Source organism: Mesorhizobium sp. M0166, from assembly GCF_040322255.1.
GTDB lineage: Bacteria > Pseudomonadota > Alphaproteobacteria > Rhizobiales > Rhizobiaceae > Mesorhizobium.
This window is the reverse complement of the sequence record NZ_JAMYTD010000006.1, coordinates 36148-55918: the sequence shown is the minus strand read 5'-3', so window position 1 is coordinate 55918 and position 19771 is coordinate 36148. Positions and strand designations below refer to the sequence as shown.

The window sequence follows — 19771 nt, the reverse complement described above, 5'->3', positions numbered from 1 at the left end:
TTCGCCATACCGGTTCCCTGCCGGTCGGCACACCAGGCGCTGTCGTGGCGTGGCATTACGCGTTTCAGGGAGAAATCGCCACCCCGGCATGGTCCAAGCCGGCGTCCGACTGTTGAACCAGCAAGATAGAGCGAATTAGAGCAATTCCAGGAAAAGTGTGAACGGTTTTCCGTCCGGAATTGCGTCAAAACAAAGAGATAGAGCGCTTCACCGTTTCTGTGAAATGGTGAAGCGCTCTAGTGTGCCGTCTTGGCGGTTTCCCGCACGGCGCTTTCTTTCATCAGCCGGTCGATGTGCATGCGGATATGCGCTGCCTCGGCGGCCGTATTGGCAAGCGCGATGGCGCGGTCGAAAGCGACGCGCGCCTCCTCGCCGCGGCCAAGCTGCATCAGCAGTCCGCCCTTGAGGCCGAAGAAATGGAAATAGCCGGAAAGCCTTCCCTCCAGCGGCTCGATCATTGCGAGTGCGGCTTCCGGTCCACGCACCTTGGAGACCGCGACGGCGCGGTTGAGCGTCACCACCGGCGACGGCTGCATCTGCTCGAGCAGGCCGTAGAGCAGGTCGATCTCGTTCCAGTCCGTATCCTCGGGCTTTTCCGCCCGCGCATGCAGGGCGGCGATCGCCGCTTGCACCTGGTAGGGACCCGGCTTGCGATGGCGCAACGCCTTGTCGACCAGCGCCAGGCCTTCATCGATCATCTTGCGGCTCCACAGGCTGCGGTCCTGGTCTTCGAGCAGCACGATCTCGCCGTTCTCGTCGAAGCGGGCGGGCGAGCGTGCATGCTGCAGCAGCAACAGCGCCGTCAGCCCCATGATCTCCGGCTCGGTCTGGAATAGCCTGAGCAGCAGGCGGGCCAGCCGGATCGCCTCTTCGCAAAGCGGCGCACGCGCCGAAGCCTCGCCGCTGTTGCTGGAATAGCCTTCGTTGAAGATCAAGTAGACCATCGCGGCGACGGCGGCGAGCCGTTCGGAGCGCTCGACCGCTCCCGGCGTCTCGAATGGCACCCCGGCGTCGGCGATACGCGACTTGGCGCGCGTGATGCGCTGCTCCATGGCGCTTTCACCGACGAGGAAGGCGCGGGCGATCTGCTTGACCGTCAAGCCGGAGACGATACGTAACGCCACCGCGATCTGCTGTGTGGCCGGCAGGTCGGGATGGCAGCAGATAAACAGCAGCCGTAAAATATCGTCGCGGTAATGCGCCCCGTCCAGCCGCTCGGCGACGTCGCTCTCGGCATCCTCCAGATCGGAGATCTGGTCCTCGTCCGGCAGCGGCGCCTGCTTGGCGCGCTTGCGCACCGCATCGATGCCGCTGTTGCGGCCGACGAAGATCAGCCAGGCTGCCGGATCGCGCGGCGGACCATTTTTCGGCCAGTTGTTCAGTGCCCTCAGGCAGGCGTCCTGGAATGCTTCCTCCGCCGCGTCGAGGTCGCGGAAGTAGCGCAGCAATGCCCCCATCACCTGCGGGCGAGCGGTGCTGATTGCCGTGCTGATCCAGGCGAGTTCGGTCATGCGGAAACCTTGGCGGGATTGAAGAGCGAGACCGGCCGGATTTCATAGGAGCCGCCGCTCGGGTTGACCTCGGAAAGCTCGCGCGCGAAGTCGACGGCCTCATCGAGGTCGGCGCATTCGAGTGTGTAGAAGCCGAGGAACTGTTCCTTGGTTTCGGCAAATGGGCCGTCGATGACGATCGATTCGCCCTTGACCTTCCTCAGCGTCGTCGCCGCGGTCGTCGGCAAGAGCCGCGCCACTGGGCCAAGGCGGCCCGCCTGGGCATATTTTTCCTGCACGCCGATAAGCTTTTCCATGACCGCATCGTCCTGCTCCTTGCTCCAGGAGCAGACGACGTCTTCAGAGGCATAGCAGAGGATCGCGTAGAGCATGGGTCGTCCTTTTCTCTATCAAAGGACGAAACACTAGGACCGATGCCGACATGGCGTCGACAAAAAAATACGCCTCCGGTCCGGCGTCATTCCCTTGCCTTCAGCCATCTCAAGACCAGGGCCTCCTCATCGTCGAGCCCGGCGATCGAGCGCTTGCCTTTGTTGGCATCCGCCATTTCGCCAAGCAGCCGTCCTTCGGACCAGGCGCGGAACACTTCCGGATGGATGTAGCATTGGCGACAAACCGCGCGTGTGTTGCCAAGCCGCTCGGCAACCTTGTCGATGACATTGTTCATCACCCTTTTTTGTTGCGCCTGGCTTTCCGGACGTTCGGTTTGCGCAAACAGCGACGCCGCATGGATGGTGCCGCCCCAGGTTCTGAAATGCTTGGAGCTGAACTCCGCTCCGGCGTTCTCCCTGATATAGCGGTTGACGTCGTCTGAGCGCACCGGATGCCTGTTTGCGTCCTCGTCGAGATACTGGAACAGCTTCTGCCCCGGCAGGTCCTGCGCTCCACGCACGACCTTGGCAATCCGGCGATCGACAAGCTTCAATCTCCATTCCTTGCCGGATTTGCCGATGAAGGCGAAGCGCAGGCTCGAGCCCTTGATGTCGACATGGCGGTCACGCAGCGTGGTCAGTCCAAAACTCTTGTTGTCGCGGGCATAGGCGGCATTGCCGACACGGATCATCGTGTTGTCGAGCAGCCAGACGATAGCCGCCACGACGCGTTCCAGCGGCAGGCCGTGACGGCGCAGATCGGCGTCGATCTGCCGCCGCAGTTCGGGCAGGCTCTCGGCGAAGGCGATCAGGCTCGAGTATTTTACGCCGTCACGCTCCTCCGCCCAGTGCTGATGATAGCGGTATTGCTTGCGGCCGCGCTGGTCCCGACCGGTCGCCTGGATGTGACCGTCGGCATCCGGCGAGATCCAGACATCCGTCCAGGCCGGTGGAATGGCAAGCGCCTTGATGCGTGCCAGCGCCTCCCCGTCGACAATCCGCCCGTCGGGTCCTTTGTACGAGAACCCGTTGCCCGAACGCAGCCGGCGAATACCGGGTTCAGTGTCGGTGACATAGTTGAGCGAGGCCCGAACGGCCGAGGCTTGCGCGCCGTTCTCCGGCGCTCCGTTCTGCGGCACCCCGTTTTTTGGTGCAGCTTTCCTCACAGCCGATTGGCCAGACGACGACCCGGATTTGTCCAGCATGTCCTCTCCACGGAATTTCCGTAGATAAGCCGCTTGCCGGCTGCAGGTTCCAACGCCTCTTGATCTCTTGGTTCCAGAACGGCCTATCGACGTCGCCGTGCAACGAAGACGTGCGTCGTCACACCTTTTCGAGCACGACCGGAATGACGTCGACCGCCTGCTCGCCGACCTGTCCACCAGTGGTTTTCAGCACGCCGACGATCGGCGCCACATCGGAGTAGTCGCGGCCATAGCCGACCGTGATATGGTCGTTGCTTGCCCGCATGCCATTGGTTGGATCGAATTCCTGCCAGCCGGCATCGCGCCCGCACCACACCTTGACCCAGGCATGCATGGCGTCGGCGCCTTCGAGCCGCGGCTTCCCGCGCGGCGGAATGGTGCGCAGGAATCCGCTGACATAGCCTGCAGGGATGCCCAGGCCGCGCAGGCCGGCGATCATGATGTGGGAAAAATCCTGGCAGACGCCGCGCTTCAGGCCGAAGGCGTCGCTGGCCCGCGTCTGCACCGTCGTCGCCTCGCCGTCATAGGTGAAATCGCGGTGAATGCGGTTGCACAGAGCCATGGCCGTGCCGACCGTCGAGCTGCCGGTACTGCCTTTCGCATAGGCAGTGATTGCCGCGTCGATGCCGGCATGATCGCTGGCGGCCAGAAAGTGATGCGGCGAAGCCGGCGCCAGCGAGTGCACCGCGCCGAGTTCTTCCCTCAGCCGGCGTATGTCCGGCGATACGTCGAGCCCGGGCTCCGGCCGCGACACCGACACACGCGCGCTCATCCTGATGTCGAGTGCATCATGCGGGTCCCGAAAGGCGATCGAGGTGACACTGGTGCCGAAAAAGTCGGAAAAGTCGGAACGTTCGCTGGGCGCCGGCACAAAAGACAGTGAAGCGGCGATGACGCGCTGCACGCCAGGGATGGTCGGCGGCAGCACGCGGACCTGATGGCGGCCGCCGCCGGCCGCCGCATCATAGTCGTAACGCAGGTGAAGCCTGATGTCGTAGAGCATGCCGTCTCTATCCGAAATAGGCTTTGGCGAGGCTGTTGTAGAGCCCGCCGATTTCATTGGCGAGATCGCCGAGGGCCTTGGCCGTCATGTCCGAAGGCTCCTTGATGGCGATCGACGTGTTGAGCTGCAGGATTTCCTTGGCCGCCGGCGACATATGGCCTTCAGCGCCGACCGCGGGCAACAGCGCGATTTCGGCCTTCAGCCGTTCGAGTTGGAAAAGGATCGAGCGCGGGTTGAGCGGATCGAGCGCCAAAAGGTCGACTACCGTGCGCCGCCCCGCCTGCACCGGATATTGCCGACGGTGGGTCATGACGCTGTCGCCGATCTCCAGCATCATGTCGAGCGCACCTTCCGGCGCCTGGGCTCTGGTCAGCCGGGCGAGCGTGCGGGCGATCTGGATGCCGCGCTCGAGCCTGCGGCCGATTTCCAGGAAACGCCAGCCGGCAAAGCGGTACATGTTCTCGTGCAGCAGGCCGGAAAACCCGGCCAGCTTGCGCAGGATGACCGTCATTGCCCTTGTCGCGTCGTCGCCCGGCGCCACTGTCGCGGCAAATTGATGGATGGTCTTCGACAGATCCTTCAATGCCAGCCAGCCATCAGGCGAGAAGCGGTCGCGGATCTGCCCGGCACTATAAACGGCGCTGTCCAGCGTGCCGATGAGTCCCAACGGGATTGCCGTCTCGACGTCGATGCCGAACGGCGCGAGATAGTCGCTGATATCGGCGAGCAGCGGCATCTCGGGGTCGGATGTCTCGGCCAGCCGCACATGGTAGGCGCGCAGGATGCGCACCGTGTCTTCCGACCGCTCGATATAGCGGCCGAGCCAGGTCAGGTTCTCCGCCGCGCGGCTGGGCAGGCTGCCCGGCAGGGTGCGGGTGAAGCTGTCGTGCTCCTGCGGCAGCAGCGTCTCGCGCTCCACCGGCCTGTCACTGACCACCCACACATCCGCCGCCTGGCCGCCGCGCTGCATGGCGATGGCCGTCGGGTCGAGCGAAAAGCCGACACGGGCAAAACCGCCCGGCATCACGGTCCAGCCTTCCGGCGTCCGCGCCAGATAGACGCGCAGGCTTGCCGGCCGCGGCTCCAGCCAGCCGCCGACATAGACAGGCGTGGTCGACAGCGTCACCGCTTCCTGCCCGACGAAGTCGCCGCCGTCCCGTTCGATCCGGGCGACGAGTTCGGCCCGTTCCTCGACCGACAGCGCTGACCCGAGCTTGGTCGAGCCATCGTCCTCGAAGGCAAGCCGCGTCGACAGCGCCGGGCCGATCACCATGCTGTCGATATTGGCGAGCACATGCGCGCGCTCCGTCTCCTGCCCGCACCACCACGTCGCGACGGTCGGCAGCAGCAGTTCCTCGTTGCGCAGGGCGCGTGAAATCTTCGGGAGGAAGGCGAGCAGCGCGCGTGTCTCCATCAGGCCGGAGCCCAGTGCATTGACGGCCGAAACCGCCCCTTGCCGTACCGCTTCGACCAGCCCCGGCGTGCCGATCTGCGAGTCCGGCCGCAGTTCGAGCGGATCGGCGAAGGCGGCGTCGAGCCGCCGCCACAGGACGCTGACCGGCATCAGCCCCGAAACCGTGCGCACCATCAGCCTGCCGCCGGAGACGGTCAGGTCCTCGCCCTCGAGCAGCATGATGCCGAGATAGCGGGCGATATAGGCATGTTCGTAATAGGTTTCGTTCAGCGGGCCCGGTGTCAGGATGGCGACACGGCCGCCGGCCTGCTTGGCCATGCCGATCAACGCATCGCGAAAACGGCGGAAGAAACCGGCCAGGCGGTGCACATGCATCTCGCCGTAAATGTCGGACAGCGCCCTTGTGGTGGCGACGCGGTTTTCCAGTGCAAAGCCGGCGCCCGACGGCGCCTGTGTGCGGTCGCCAAGCACCCACCAGCGGCCGTCCGGGCCACGACCGAGCTCGAAGGCGCAGAAATGCAGGAAATGGCCGCTGGCCGGCCTGGTGCCGACGACCGGCCGCAAATATTCCGGGCTGGCCGCGATCAATCCGGCCGGCAGAATGCCTTTCTCGACCAGCCGGTTCGGCCCGTAAATGTCGGCGATGGTCTCCTCGAACAGATCGGCCCGCTGGACCAGGCCAGCGCTGATGTCAGCCCATTCCTGCTCCTCGATAAGCAGCGGCACATGCGCCAGCGGCCATTCCCGCTCATTGGCGCCGGCCTTGTCGTAGACGCGGTAATAGACGCCGGCATCGCGCAGGTACTGGTCGGCGCGGGCAAAGCGCTGGGCAAGCTTTTCCGGACCCAGGTCCTCCAGCGCCTCGACGAAGTGCCGCCAGGCCGGCCGCGGATTGCCCGACGCATCGACCATCTCGTCGACGACGCCGTCGATCGGCTGATAGTGCTCCAGCAGACTGTGGGTCTGCGGCTTGCTGCGCAGCTTTTTGTGATTCCCCTTCGCCATGGCTGATCAGAGTCTTTGCGGCCGCCGAAGGTCAAGGGTCATCGGGAAATCTTCAGAGGCTTCTTCGTGGCGCAGCACATAGCTGGACGGCGTATGGCCACGTGGCTCGAAGCGGGCGAGCCGCCGCGCCTCCGCTTCGTTGCCATTGACCGGGAACGTGTCGTAGCTGCGCCCGCCGGGATGTGCCACATGGTATACGCAGCCGCCGACCGCGCGGCCCGACCAGCGGTCATAGATGTCGAAGACCAGCGGCGTGTTGACCGGCAGCGCCGGATGCAGGCCCGACGCCGGCTGCCAGGCCTTGAAGCGTACGCCGGCCACCGCGATTTCTCTGTTGTCGGTCACCTTCATCGGCACGACGCGGCCGTTGCAGACGACGGCGTGACGCTCCGGGTTGAGCCCCTCGGTCTTCACCTGCAGCCTTTCGACGGAGGAATCGACAAAGCGCACGGTACCGCCGATCGCGCCTTGCTCGCCCATCACATGCCACGGCTCGAGCGCCTGCCTGAGTTCCAGCTTGACGCCGGCGTGCTGGACCTCGCCGCAGAACGGGAAGCGGAATTCGAGCTGGGCGTCGAACCATTCCGGACGGAACGCAAAGCCGTTCAGCTTGAGGTCGTCCAGCACATCGAGAAAATCCGCCCAGACATAATGCGGCAGCATGAAACGGTCGTGCAGCGAGGTGCCCCAGCGCACGAAGCGGCCATCGAGCGGGTTCTTCCAGGCCCGGGCGATAATGGCGCGCACCAGCAATTGCTGTGCCAGGCTCATGCGCGCGTTGGGCGGCATCTCGAAGCCGCGGAATTCGACCAGCCCGAGCCGGCCCGTCGGCCCGTCCGGAGAAAACAGCTTGTCGATGCAGATTTCCGAGCGATGGGTATTGCCCGTCACGTCGGTCAGAAGGTTGCGGAACAGCCGGTCGACCAGCCACGGCAGGGGTGCCGCGCCCTTGTCCGGATGCGGCACCTGCGCCATCGCTATCTCGAGTTCGTAGAGCGAATCATGGCGTGCCTCGTCGAAGCGCGGCGCCTGGCTGGTCGGGCCGATGAACAGGCCGGAGAACAGATAGGACAGTGACGGATGCCGCTGCCATTGCAGCACCAGGCTCTTCAACAGGTCGGGGCGGCGCAGGAACGGACTGTCATTGGGCGTGGCGCCGCCGACGACGACATGGTTGCCGCCGCCGGTGCCGGTGTGGCGGCCGTCGATCATGAACTTGTCGGCGCCAAGCCGCGTCTGCCGCGCCTCTTCGTAGATCGCCGTGGTCGTCGCCACGCAATCCTGCCAATTCGCGGCGGGGTGGATATTGACTTCGATGACGCCGGGATCGGGTGCGACGCGGATGACATTGAGGCGCGGATCGTGCGGCGGGCCGTAGCCCTCGATGTGCACCGGCAGGCCGATCGCCTTTGCCGCGTTCTCCGCCGCCGCGACCAGTTCGAGATAGTCCTCCAGCGCCTCGACCGGCGGCATGAACACACAAAGCCGTCCGTCGCGCGGCTCGACCGAAAGGGCGGTACGCACGGCGCCGCCGATCTCGGTGATCTCCTGTTCGACACGGTCTTGCTGGCCGGTAACGGCCGTGAAGGATACCGCCTGCTGGCATCGCGCGATCTCGTCGGCGCCTTCCAGTTCGGCCGGGGCGGGCGAAGAAGCAGCACCGGGCAAGATCGCCTCGCGCGCCGGCAATGGTCCGCGCGGCAGCGATGGATCGACCGGCACGATATAGGGGAACTGCGCCGGCGGCACATAAGGCAGCGTGCCGAGCGGCAGGCGGTAGCCGACCGGCGAATCGCCGGGCACCAGGAACAGCCTGCCGCGCCGCGTCTTCCACTTCTCCGAGCGCCAGCGCGGTCCGGACGCCTGGCTGTTCCAGCGCTGGACAGGCAGCACATAGCCCGACGGCTTGGTCAGCCCGCGTTCGAACACCCGCGCCATGCGGCTGCGCTCCTCCGGATCCTCCAGCTTCGAATTGGAGGGATCGACATTCCCCGGCAGCTTGCCTTCCTTCAGCAGCCATTCAGCCGGATCCTCATAGGCTTCGCTGACCATCGTCTTGTCGATGCCGAGTTCGTCGGCAATCGCCGTCAGCAGGCTCTCGGCCTGCTTCGGTCCGACATCCGCCTCGCTCTTTTCATGTGCGATCAGCGACGGGTCGCTCCACACCGGCTCGCCGTCCGTGCGCCAGTAGAGCGAGAACGTCCAGCGCGGCAGGCTTTCGCCGGGGTACCATTTGCCCTGCCCATAATGCAGGAAGCCGCCCGGCGCGAAGCGTTCGCGCAGCCGGCGGATCAGTGCATCGGCCTTTTCGCGCTTGGTTGGCCCGACGGCGGCGGTGTTCCACTCTGCAGCCTCGAAATCGTCGATTGAGACGAAGGTCGGCTCGCCGCCCATGGTCAGCCGCACATCGCCGGCCTGGAGCGCGGCATCGACCTGGACCCCCAGCGCGTCCAGCGCCTTCCAGCTCTCGTCGGAGAACGGCTTGGTAATGCGCGGATGCTCGGCGATGCGGTCGACCCTCATGTCGAAACCGAACTCGACATTGGCGAAGCTCGCCATGCCGGAGATCGGCGCGGCATTGCGGAAATGCGGCGTTGCCGCGAGCGGCACATGGCTTTCGCCGGTGAGCAGGCCGGAGGTCGGATCGAAGCCGATCCAGCCGGCGCCCGGCAGATACACCTCGCACCAGGCATGGAGATCGGTGAAGTCGACGGCTGTGCCAGCCGGTCCGTCGAGCGCGACGAGGTCGGGTTTGAGCTGGATCAGATAGCCCGAGACGAAGCGCGCGGCGATGCCGAGGTTCCTCAGTATCTGCACCAGGAGCCAGCTGGAATCCCGGCACGACCCTTTGCCGGCCGCCAGCGTTTCCTCGGGCGAGAAAACGCCGGTTTCCATGCGCACGATATAGGCGATCTCGCGCTGCAGCCGCGCATTGAGGTCGACGACAAAATTGACGGTATTGGTCGGGTGGCGCGCGATGGTTTTCAGGAATGCCTCCAACAGCGGCCCCGCCGGTTCGGGCGTACGGTAGATGGTCAGATCATCTCTGATCTCTTCGGGGTATTCGAACGGAAACGTCTCGGCCGAGGGCTCGACGAAGAAATCGAACGGATTGTAGACGGTCATGTCGGCAACGAGGTCGACTTCGATCTTCAGTTCCGTCACCGGTTCGGGGAACACGAAGCGGGCCAGGAAATTGCCGTAGGGGTCCTGCTGCAGATTGACGAAGTGGTTTGCCGGCCCGACCTTCAGCGAATGGCTGAGCACCTTGGTGCGGGAATGCGGCGCAGGCTGCAACCTTATGACTTGCGGGCCCAATATGACCGGCCGGTCGTATTTGTAGTGGGTCAGGTGATAGACGGCTGCCAGAATTGCCATGGTGCCCCTGAAGTCGGCGTTTCAAAAGGAGTTCGCTGAACCCTGACACGAATGCTGACCATTCTCCAAGCAGAGATGTTGCGCTGCACCTAAATTAAGCAGCTTCACAGCCTCACGAAACGGAGCGCCGACCCTGGGATTCCGCAGCGTGGCGGCACGACGTTGCAACGCTGCAGAGCCGAAGGCCGGCGGGTCAGCACCGGGCGCTTCCCGCCGATATCGATGATCGGCAGCATACGCGATGCTTGGTCGAAAAGAGCTGAAAAGAAAACCCGCCTCGGTGGGCGGGTCGTCGGTGCCAATTAGCACTATAACCAAATTAGTAGCATAGCTGCCGGCACAAAGCAAGAACAAAATATGGCATGGTCGACGGAAAGTTGGCGATCTCCGCTTTGCGGGAGGAGATGCCAGCACCTTGGAGCGGAGAACACCTGAACCCTAAAAGAACGCCTGCAACCCTGTCTGCGCCCGCCCGAGGATCAGCGCATGCACGTCATGCGTGCCCTCATAGGTGTTGACGGTTTCCAGGTTCTGGGCGTGGCGCATGACGTGGTAGCCGATCTGGATGCCGTTTCCGCCATGCATGTCGCGGGCCTGGCGGGCGATGTCGAGCGCCTTGCCGCAATTGTTGCGCTTGACGAGCGAGATCATCTCCGGCGCCATCTTGCCTTCATCCATCAGCCGCCCGACGCGCAGGCTGCCCTGCAGGCCCAGCGCGATCTCGGTCTGCATGTCGGCGAGCTTCTTCTGGAAAAGCTGCGTGCCGGCCAGCGGCTTGCCGAACTGCTTGCGGTCGAGGCCATACTGGCGGGCGCGGTGCCAGCAATCTTCCGCCGCGCCCATGGCGCCCCAGGAGATTCCGTAGCGCGCGCGGTTGAGGCAGCCGAACGGTCCTTTCAGACCCGAGACATTGGGCAGCAGCGCGTCCTCGCCGACCTCGACGCCTTCCATCACCACTTCGCCGGTGATCGAGGCGCGCAGCGACAGCTTGCCGCCGATCTTCGGCGCCGACAGCCCGTTCATGCCCTTTTCCAGCACAAAGCCGCGAATCTCGTTGTCATGCGCGGCCGATTTTGCCCAGACGACGAACACGTCGGCGATCGGCGCGTTGGAAATCCACATCTTCGAGCCGGAGATCCTGTAGCCGTTCGCGGTCTTTTCGGCCCGTGTCTTCATGCCGCCCGGGTCGGAACCGGCATCCGGCTCGGTGAGGCCAAAGCAGCCGATCCATTCGCCCGACGCCAGCTTCGGCAGGTATTTCTTGCGCTGTTCTTCCGAGCCATAGGCGTGGATCGGATACATCACCAGCGACGACTGCACGCTCATCATCGAGCGATAGCCGGAATCGACGCGTTCGACCTCGCGCGCGACCAGCCCGTAGGTGACGTAGTTGGCGCCGAGCCCGCCATATTCCTCGGGGATGGTGATGCCGAGCAGACCCGCCTCGCCCATTTCGCGAAAGATCCCGGCGTCGGTCTTTTCCTCGAGATAGGCTTCCTCGATCTTCGGAGCGAGCTTGTCGGCGGCAAACGCCGCGGCGCCATCGCGCACCATGCGCTCGTCCTCCGAAAGCTGGTCCTCGATCAGGAAAGGATCATCCCAGACGAATGCGTTCTTGTCGGCGGCCATGGCTCTCGGTCTCCCAAACTCATGCATGTCGCCCAAAGCTTGCCCGCGGGCCTGACCCGAGGGTGTCCGGCAGCTTGGAGATAACGACATGCATCGAAACAGAAATCTTGAAACGCGCGGCTTATCGGCTCCCGTCCTGAAAAAATCAAACGAAATAGCGTCGCCGATCCATGAGCATTGGTGATGGATCATCAATGTCGGGCGGCGCCTGGCTGCTCAGTCGCGTCTAAAATGTTTTCGCTTCGGAGCTCGAAGCAAGAGACCCTCAAACACAAAACCCGCCGCGTTGGCGATTGGCGAAAGCCGCAGCGACATCCGATCTCCCCCCTTGCGGGGGAGATGTCCGGCAGGACAGAGGGGGGTGGGAAGGATCGCCAACTTCAGCCATTCCCAACCAGAAGCCTGAGGGCGTGGCTGTAATTGGTTGACAGGTCGGCGGGACAGCACCCCCCTCTGCCCTGCCGGGCATCTCCCCCGCAAGGGGGGAGATCAGCAACTTCGCCGACGGCGCCTCGACAATTGCCCTGTCGAGCGCTTAGCTTTTGTCTGAAGCGATCGCCTGCTACTTCCGCTTCAACGCATCGGCCAAAGCGGCGCCGAACGCGCCCTGCTGCGCCGGCCGCTCCGGCTGGCGTTGGGGCGCCGGCGCGCGCGGCACCGGCCTGTTGCCATTGTCGCGCGGTGCGCCACCGTCACCGTCTTTGCGCATCGACAGGCCGATGCGCTTGCGCTTGATATCGACGTCGACGACACGCACCTTGACCACGTCGCCGGCCTTGACCACCTCATGCGCGTCCTTGATGAACCGATCGGCCAGTTGCGAGACGTGCACCAATCCGTCCTGGTGTACGCCGATATCGACGAAGGCGCCGAAGGCCGCGACATTGGTGACGGTGCCTTCAAGCTGCATGCCGGGCTTCAGATCCTTGATGTCGTCGACACCATCGGCAAAGGTCGCGGTCTTGAAACCGGGGCGTGGATCGCGGCCGGGCTTTTCCAGCTCCGCCAGGATGTCACGCACCGTCGGCAGGCCGAAGCGCTCATCGACGAAGACGCGCGGATCGAGCGCCTTGAGTGCGGCGCTGTCGCCCATCAGCGAGCGAACGTCGCGCCCGCAGGCGGCGACGATCTTTTTGGCCACGCCATAGGCTTCCGGATGCACCGCCGAGGCATCGAGCGGTTCGCTGCCGTTGGGAATGCGCAGGAAGCCGGCGCATTGCTCGAACGCCCGGGGTCCAAGGCGGGAGACCTTCAACAGTTCGCGGCGGCTGGCGAACGGGCCGGCGGCATCGCGATGCGCAACGATCGCCTCGGCCAGCGATGCGCCGAGACCCGAAACCCGCGCCAGAAGCGGCGCCGACGCCGTGTTGAGGTCGACGCCGACGGCATTGACCGCATCCTCGACCACCGCTTCCAGCGAGCGGCCGAGGCGGTACTGATCGACGTCGTGCTGGTACTGGCCGACGCCTATCGACTTCGGCTCGATCTTGACCAGTTCGGCGAGCGGATCCTGCAGGCGCCGGGCAATCGACACCGCGCCGCGCAGCGACACGTCGAGGCCGGGAAATTCCGCTGCCGCCGTTGCCGAGGCGGAATAGACCGAGGCGCCGGCTTCGCTGACGATCACCTTGAGCGGCTTCGGCCCGGACCCGGCAGGCATATCGGCCAGCATGTCGGCGACCAGCCTTTCGGTCTCGCGGCTGCCGGTGCCATTGCCGATGGAAATCAGCTCGACCTTGTGCAGCCGGATGAGCTTGGCCAGTTCGGCCTGCGTGCCGCGGACATCGTTCTTCGGCGGAAACGGATAGACCGTCGTCGTCGCCAGAACCTTGCCGGTGCCGTCCACCACCGCCACCTTGACGCCGGTGCGGATGCCGGGGTCGAGGCCCATCGTCGGCCGCGAGCCGGCAGGCGCGGCAAGCAGCAAATCCTTGAGATTGCGGGCGAAGACATGGATCGCTTCTTCCTCGGCCCGCTCGCGCAGATCGCGCATCAGATCGAGCGTCAGGTGCAGCGACAGCTTTATGCGCCAGGTCCAGCCGGCGACCTCCATCAGCCAGCGGTCGCCCGGCAACTGGCGGCCGATGGCGTAGGCTTCTGCAATCATCCGTTCGACCGGCTTCACCGGAGAGGCATCGTCGGCATCGACTTCGATGTCGAGCGACAGCACCTCCTCGTTGCGGCCGCGCAGCATGGCCAGCGCGCGATGGCTGGGCACGTTGGCCCAGCGCTCGACATGGTCGAAATAGTCGGAAAATTTCGCGCCGGCCTCCTGCTTGCCATCGACGACGCGCGAGCGCAGGAAGGCGCGTTCCTTCATATAGGTCCGCAATCTGCCGACCAGATCGGCATTCTCGGCGAACTGTTCGGACAGGATGTCGCGCGCTCCCTCGAGGGCCGCCTTGGTACCAACGACGTCTTCGCTGATGTAGGCCAGCGCCAGCTCGGCGGGCATGGCCGTACGGTCGGCGAGAATAGCTTCCGCCAGCGGGCCCAGCCCACGCTCGCGCGCGATCTCGGCCTTGGTCCGGCGCTTCGGCTTGTAAGGCAGGTAGATGTCTTCGAGCTCGGCCTTGGTGACGGCCGCAGCGATCTTTGCCTCGAGCTCTTCGGTCAGCTTGCCTTGCTCACGGATCGAACCAAGGATGGTGTCGCGGCGCGCGTCAAGCTCGCGCAGATAGGCCAGCCGCTCGGCAAGGTCGCGCAGCTGCGTGTCGTCGAGGCCGCCGGTGACCTCCTTGCGGTAGCGCGCCACGAACGGCACGGTCGCACCGTCGTCGAGCAAGCCGATCGCCGCCGCGGCCTGTTCGGGCCGCGCGCCGATCTCGGCGGCTATGATGGTTGCGATGCGCTTGATGTCGGATGCCATGTCGTACCTGTCGCTGGTCGAAACGAGCAGCGACCATAGGCGCAGAGCACCGATGCGCCAACTGCGCCATTTTCAACCCGGCGAGAGGTCCACAGGAAAGGTCGGCTGTCTGGATCGGATCAGACCATCCGGCTCAGCGCCTCGAAGAACGAAACCATATCCAGATCGAGCGGATCGTCGACCGGCAGCGGCTGCGACGACATCTTTGCGATTACCATTTCGGCCTTCGGATTGACGTAAAGCCACTGGCCGTGGATGCCGATGCCGCAGAAGGCGCCGCTTGCCGCGCTCGTCTGGTACCATTTGCTGCGGTAGCGGCCACGCGGAAACAGGAACGCCATCGTGCCGCGTTGCCAGGCCTCGGCGTCACCGCCTGTTTCGGTCGTGTCGCGCACCCAGGCTTCCGGCACGACACGGCGGCCATGGGCAGTGCCGCCTTGCCGCATCATCTCGCCGACCCGGGCGAGGTCGCGCGGCGTCACCGAAATGCCGCCGGCGGTGCGCGCCGTGCCTTCCATGTCGACCGTCACGGAGGCATCGCTGACGGCGCCGAGCGGCGCCCATAATTTTTCGCGCATCAGATCGGCGAAGCGCTGGCCCGACGCACGTTCGAGCAGGATGCCGAGCAGGTCGGAATTGGGCGAGCGGTAGCGGAACGTCCGGCCATGCGGCTCGGCCAGGCCCTGCAGCGTCATGAGGAAAGTGGCCAGGCTCTCGGTGCCCCCGCCTGGATTCCACAGCATGGCGCGGCGATAGCGGGCGAAGGCGCTTTCCGGATCGAGATAGGCCTCTTCGAAATCGAGGCTCACACTCATGTCGAGCACGTGCCGGACGCTCGCATCGCCATAGGCCGAGCCGGCGGCTTCGGGCAGATAGCGACTTACCGGAGCCTGCGGATCGAAAATCCCCTCGCCTTCCAATATGCCGGCAACAATGGCGGTCAGCGACTTGCTGATCGAAAAGACGATGTGGCGCGAACCGAACTCCATATGCGGCGCGAACCAGTCGCCGACGAATTTACCGCCTTTCATGATCGTCAGCGCGTCGGTGTCGGAGCGCCCGAGAAAAGCCGCGACCATCTCCGCGCCGCCTGCAAGAGCGACCTTTTCACCAAGTAGCCCGCCGAAATCCTGCGCCGGCGCCTCGCTGCTGCCCGGCTGTGCCGCCACGGCAGCGCTAGGCACCAGCTCGCCGGCATTCTGGAACGACCACCGGCTGAACGGGCTTTCCCGCCAATTGCCGAGCAGCACTTGGTTTCGGGCAAAGCCGTATCGGGTCTCGAACGCGGTCTTGCCGGCCATGGCGCTTCCTTCCAAATTCTTTTTATGTTTTAGGCGAGCGCCGCGGCGATGGCATGCACAGCCGATCGCCGGAAAACCCGGCGGCAAATGCCGCCGGGCTGGGCCGGGTTACTTCTGCAGTTCGGTCCAGATCTTGCTGTAGATGTCCTGCACCTCCGGGGAACACAGTGTCTGCAGCTCGCCGCGCGCTTTGACGGCTTCCGGGATAATGACCTCCGGTGCGTCCTTCATATCGGCCGGCATGTACTTGTCCGAGCCGGCAATGCCATTGGCGTAGCGGTGGAAGGCCGACAGGCCGGCGGCGTTCTCCGGATCCATGATGAAGTTCTGGAACAGCTTGGCGTTCTCGACGTTCTTGGCTTCCTTCAGGACCATGACATTGTCGCTCCAGAGACCAAAACCTTCCTTGGGATAGAAGTAGTGGATTTTCGGGTTCGCCAGCCGCTGGCGCAGAGCCGAGCCGTTCCAGTCGCTCGTCGCCTTGAAATCGCCGGCGCCCATCTTCTCGATGGTGTTGTATTCCATCGCGATCCAGTTTGGCTTCGCTGCAACCAGCGTGTCACGCACCTTCTTCAACGTTTCCTTGTCGCTGGCGCATTGCGCGCCGCCGACATATTTGGTCGCCGCGAACATGACGTCGTTCATTTCCGGCACGACGTTGACCTTGCCCTTCAGTTCATCGGGCGTGTTGAAGATGATGCCCCAACTGTCCGACGGTCCGTTGTAGACATCGGTATTCACCACGATGCCCACCGTGCCCCAGGCCCACGGCACGGAATATTTGCGGCCGGGATCGAAATCGGGATTGGCCCATTCCGGCGCCACATTCTTGAAGTTCTCCATCTTGCCCGGATCGGTTTCCTGGACGAGGCCTTCCTTGATCCAGATCGGAACAAAGGTCTGCGAGGGCACCGCGATGTCGAAACCGGTGCCGCCCTGACGCACTTTGGCGAGCGCGGTATCATTCGAATCGTAATCGGTGATGGTCACCTTGACGTTGTATTTTTGCTCGAACTTCTTGATCACGTCGGGGCTGGTGTAGTTGCCCCAATTGTAGATGTTCAAAACGCCCTCCGCGAAAGCGCCGCTCGTCGAGGCGAGCAACGCCAACCCGATGGCGGTCGCTGTTGTCTTCCAGTTCATGTTCTAACTCCCATTTTCATGCTCAGTCCCGTTTCCTGCTGATGAAGAAAAACAACGTCACGATGGCGACCGACAAGAGCAGGAACACGGTCGAAATCGCGTTGATTTCAGGCGTTATGCCTCGGCGTATCTGGCCGAGCATGTAGGTCGGCAAGGTGTCCTGGCCGCCCGACTTGACGAACTCGGTGATGACAACATCGTCGAGCGAGATGACAAAGGCCAGCATCAGTCCGGCCAGGATGCCGGGCCACAGCAGCGGCAGCGTGATGCGCCTGAACGTCCGCCATGGCGTCGCGTAGAGGTCGGCAGCAGCGCGCTCCAGGGTAAGATCCATATTCTCCAGCCGCGCCCGGATCGGCAGATAGGCAAAGGGAATGCAAAACGCCGTATGCGCGGCGATCAGATAGCCAAGACCCGAATAGCCGGTGAATATCTTTATGCGTGAAAAGAAGATCAGCAGCGCCACGCCGGTGACGATCTCCGGCACCATCAGCGGTTGGTTGATCGCCGCATATTTGAAAGTCAGGCCCGGATAGGCTGCCGTGCGAGTTGTCGCGAGCGCCGCCATGGTCGCGGCGATGGTCGCAAGGGTCGCCGCGATGGTGCCGATCTGGAAGGAACGCAGCGTGGCGTCGATCACCTGCGTATTCTGCCAGGCCGACTGGAACCATTTGAGCGAGAAACCTCCCCATTCGGATGTCGAAGTCGCGGCATTGAAGGCATAGACGACGAGTATGACGATGGGCAGGTAGAGCACGACGAAACAGGTCGCGGCGATCGCGGTGAATCCTGGCTGATGCTTGATTTCGAAGCTTCTAGCCATGGCGCACCTCCGACCGACCGGCATTGCGCACATAGGCAAGCAGCGCCACCATGACGATGATCATGACGGCGATCGACAGCGCCGAGCCGAGCGGCCAATTGCGGCCTTGCCCGAACTGCATCTCGATCAGGTTTGAGAGCATCATGGTCTTGCCGCCGCCGAGCAAGATGGGCGTAACATAGGCGCCGAGCGCTGGGATGAAGACCAGGATCGAGCCAGCGATGACGCCGGGCTTGACCAGCGGGAAAATGATGCGTCTCAGTACCTGAAAGCGCGTCGCATAAAGATCGTAGCCAGCTTCGACCAGGCGGAAATCCAGCTTCTCCATGCTGGCATAGATCGGCAGCACCATCAGCGGCAGATAGACATAGGCCATGCCGATAAGGATCGCTGTGTCGGTGAAGAGTATCTGGATCGGCGCCGAGATGATGCCGAGCCTGAGCAGCACCGTGTTGATCAGACCCTCGTTGCGGATGATCTGCAGCACGGCGAAGGTGCGGATCAGCAGGTTGGTCCAGAACGGTATGGTGATCAGGAACAGCCAGAGGTCGCGCGTCTTCTCGCTGCGCGTTGCCATGAAATAGGCGGTCGGAAAACCAAGCGCCAGGGTGGCGAGTGTGGTCACGACGGCAAGCTTGATCGAGCGCCAGAAAATGGTGACATGGGCAGCGGCGAGCGAAAGCGTGTCGTCGAAGATGTCGCGTTCCATGAACACCGAAATCCACGCCTCCGGCGAGAATTGCCACTTCACATCGCCATAAGCGCCGGGCGCCAGGAACGAATAGACCAGCACGATCAGCAATGGGCCGGTCGCTGCCAGGAAGATGATCAGCAGGGCCGGCGCCGACAGCAGCCAGCGGTCGCGGATGTCGCGCCGTTCGGCCGCTTTGGCGACTTCTTCCGCGCTCGCCATCAATCCCTCAGCACTTGCGCGGCATCGTTGCCGATCGAGACGCCGACCTTGTCGCCGCGCTCGAAACCGCAGCCTGCGCTGCGCGTGTTCTGCTGGCGCACGGTGAAGGCTTCGCCGCTGTCCAGTTGGACATGAATATGCGTGTCGGTGCCGAAATAGACGATGTTTTCGACGGTTCCGGAAAGATCGCCCTTGCCGCCGGTCAGCTTTGCATGTTCCGGCCTGACCACCAGGGTGGCATTCGCCTTCGGCTGGAAGCCCTCAGCCACCGTCGCGTCGATCGTCGCGCCGGATTTTAGTGTCGCGCGCGCCTTGCCGTTGCCGATGCCGGTGATGGCCGCGGTCAGGAAATTGGTTTCGCCGATGAAGTCGGCGACGAAGCGCTCGGCCGGCTTGTCATAGATGTCCCAGGGCGTGCCGACCTGCAGGATCTTGCCGGCCGACATCACCGCGATGCGGTCCGACATGGTCAGCGCTTCTTCCTGGTCGTGGGTGACGAAGATGAAGGTGATGCCGGTCTGGTGCTGCAGCCGTTTCAGCTCGATCTGCATCTCCTTGCGCAGCTTGTAGTCGAGCGCCGACAGCGGCTCGTCGAGCAACAGCACTTTTGGCTGCGGCGCCAGCGCGCGCGCCAGTGCCACGCGCTGCTGCTGGCCGCCGGAGATCTGGCTGGTGCGGCGGGCACTCAGCGCCTCCATCTTGACCAGCTTCAGCATCTCGGCGACGCGCGCCTTGATTTCGGCTTTTGGCTTGCCCAGCATCTCTAGGCCGAAGCCGATATTCTCGGCCACCGTCATGTGCGGGAACAGCGCATAGGACTGGAAGACGGTGTTGACTGGCCGCTTGAACGGCGGCAGCGTCGCGATGTCCTGGCCGTGCAGCAGGATTTCGCCTTCGCTGGGGAAATCGAAACCGGCGATCAGCCGCAGCAGCGTCGTCTTTCCGCAGCCCGACGGCCCCAGCAGCGTGAAGAACTCGTTCTCGCGGATCGACACCGAAACCGTGTCGAGAGCGGCGACTTGTGCGTCCCCGGTACCGAACACCTTGCGGACGCCGCGGACCTCGATTGCACTCTTACCCGGTTGATCCGGCACGCATTACCCCATCTTCATGTCCGCTCTTGATGGCGGATCCAGTTCCCATTTGATTGTCAGCATATGCCGGTCGGCTTGGCAACCATGCATCTGGACCTCGGTTCAGAACGCA

Annotated in this window: 13 protein-coding genes; all 13 read right to left on the bottom strand. The window is 63.8% G+C overall.

All coding sequences use genetic code 11. The features are described from left to right. Positions 1–236: 236 nt before the first annotated feature. A complete protein-coding gene (locus tag NKJ46_RS09855) occupies positions 237–1511 on the bottom strand; it encodes an RNA polymerase sigma factor (protein WP_352664447.1) in 1275 nt (424 codons plus the stop codon). After that, positions 1508–1882, bottom strand: coding sequence for a YciI family protein (locus NKJ46_RS09850; protein WP_292663532.1), 375 nt, complete (start codon positions 1880–1882; stop codon positions 1508–1510). Before NKJ46_RS09850 ends, NKJ46_RS09855 begins: the two co-directional genes overlap by 4 nt. A gap of 86 nt (positions 1883–1968) precedes the next feature. Further along, positions 1969–3087, bottom strand: coding sequence for a DNA topoisomerase IB (locus tag NKJ46_RS09845; protein ID WP_352664445.1), 1119 nt, complete (start codon positions 3085–3087; stop codon positions 1969–1971). Positions 3088–3205: 118 nt separating this feature from the next. Then, complete coding sequence (locus tag NKJ46_RS09840; RefSeq protein ID WP_352664443.1) at positions 3206–4090, bottom strand: transglutaminase family protein; 885 nt, start codon at positions 4088–4090, stop codon at positions 3206–3208. Between the two features lie 7 nt (positions 4091–4097). Continuing rightward, a complete protein-coding gene (locus NKJ46_RS09835; protein ID WP_352664441.1) occupies positions 4098–6509 on the bottom strand; it encodes a circularly permuted type 2 ATP-grasp protein in 2412 nt (803 codons plus the stop codon). Between the two features lie 6 nt (positions 6510–6515). Next, positions 6516–9887, bottom strand: a complete 3372-nt coding sequence (locus tag NKJ46_RS09830; protein ID WP_352664439.1) for a transglutaminase family protein — start codon at positions 9885–9887, stop codon at positions 6516–6518. Between the two features lie 438 nt (positions 9888–10325). Continuing rightward, the gene (locus NKJ46_RS09825; protein ID WP_352664437.1) at positions 10326–11516 is read right to left on the bottom strand and encodes an acyl-CoA dehydrogenase; all 1191 of its coding nucleotides are present in this window, start codon (positions 11514–11516) and stop codon (positions 10326–10328) included. Positions 11517–12078: 562 nt separating this feature from the next. After that, a complete protein-coding gene (locus tag NKJ46_RS09820; protein WP_352664435.1) occupies positions 12079–14385 on the bottom strand; it encodes a Tex family protein in 2307 nt (768 codons plus the stop codon). A 119-nt stretch (positions 14386–14504) separates the two neighbouring features. Beyond that, positions 14505–15686, bottom strand: a complete 1182-nt coding sequence (locus NKJ46_RS09815) for a serine hydrolase domain-containing protein (protein ID WP_352664433.1) — start codon at positions 15684–15686, stop codon at positions 14505–14507. A 108-nt stretch (positions 15687–15794) separates the two neighbouring features. After that, a complete protein-coding gene (locus tag NKJ46_RS09810; protein WP_352664431.1) occupies positions 15795–16829 on the bottom strand; it encodes an ABC transporter substrate-binding protein in 1035 nt (344 codons plus the stop codon). Between the two features lie 22 nt (positions 16830–16851). Next, on the bottom strand, positions 16852–17652 hold the full coding sequence (locus NKJ46_RS09805) for an ABC transporter permease (RefSeq protein ID WP_352664429.1): 801 nt from the start codon (positions 17650–17652) through the stop codon (positions 16852–16854). Next, positions 17645–18565 (bottom strand): ABC transporter permease, encoded by a 921-nt coding sequence (locus NKJ46_RS09800; protein ID WP_352664427.1) that lies wholly within the window; start codon positions 18563–18565, stop codon positions 17645–17647. Before NKJ46_RS09800 ends, NKJ46_RS09805 begins: the two co-directional genes overlap by 8 nt. Continuing rightward, complete coding sequence (locus tag NKJ46_RS09795; protein ID WP_352664425.1) at positions 18565–19659, bottom strand: ABC transporter ATP-binding protein; 1095 nt, start codon at positions 19657–19659, stop codon at positions 18565–18567. The genes NKJ46_RS09800 and NKJ46_RS09795 overlap by 1 nt, the downstream gene beginning before the upstream one ends. Positions 19660–19771: the final 112 nt, after the last annotated feature.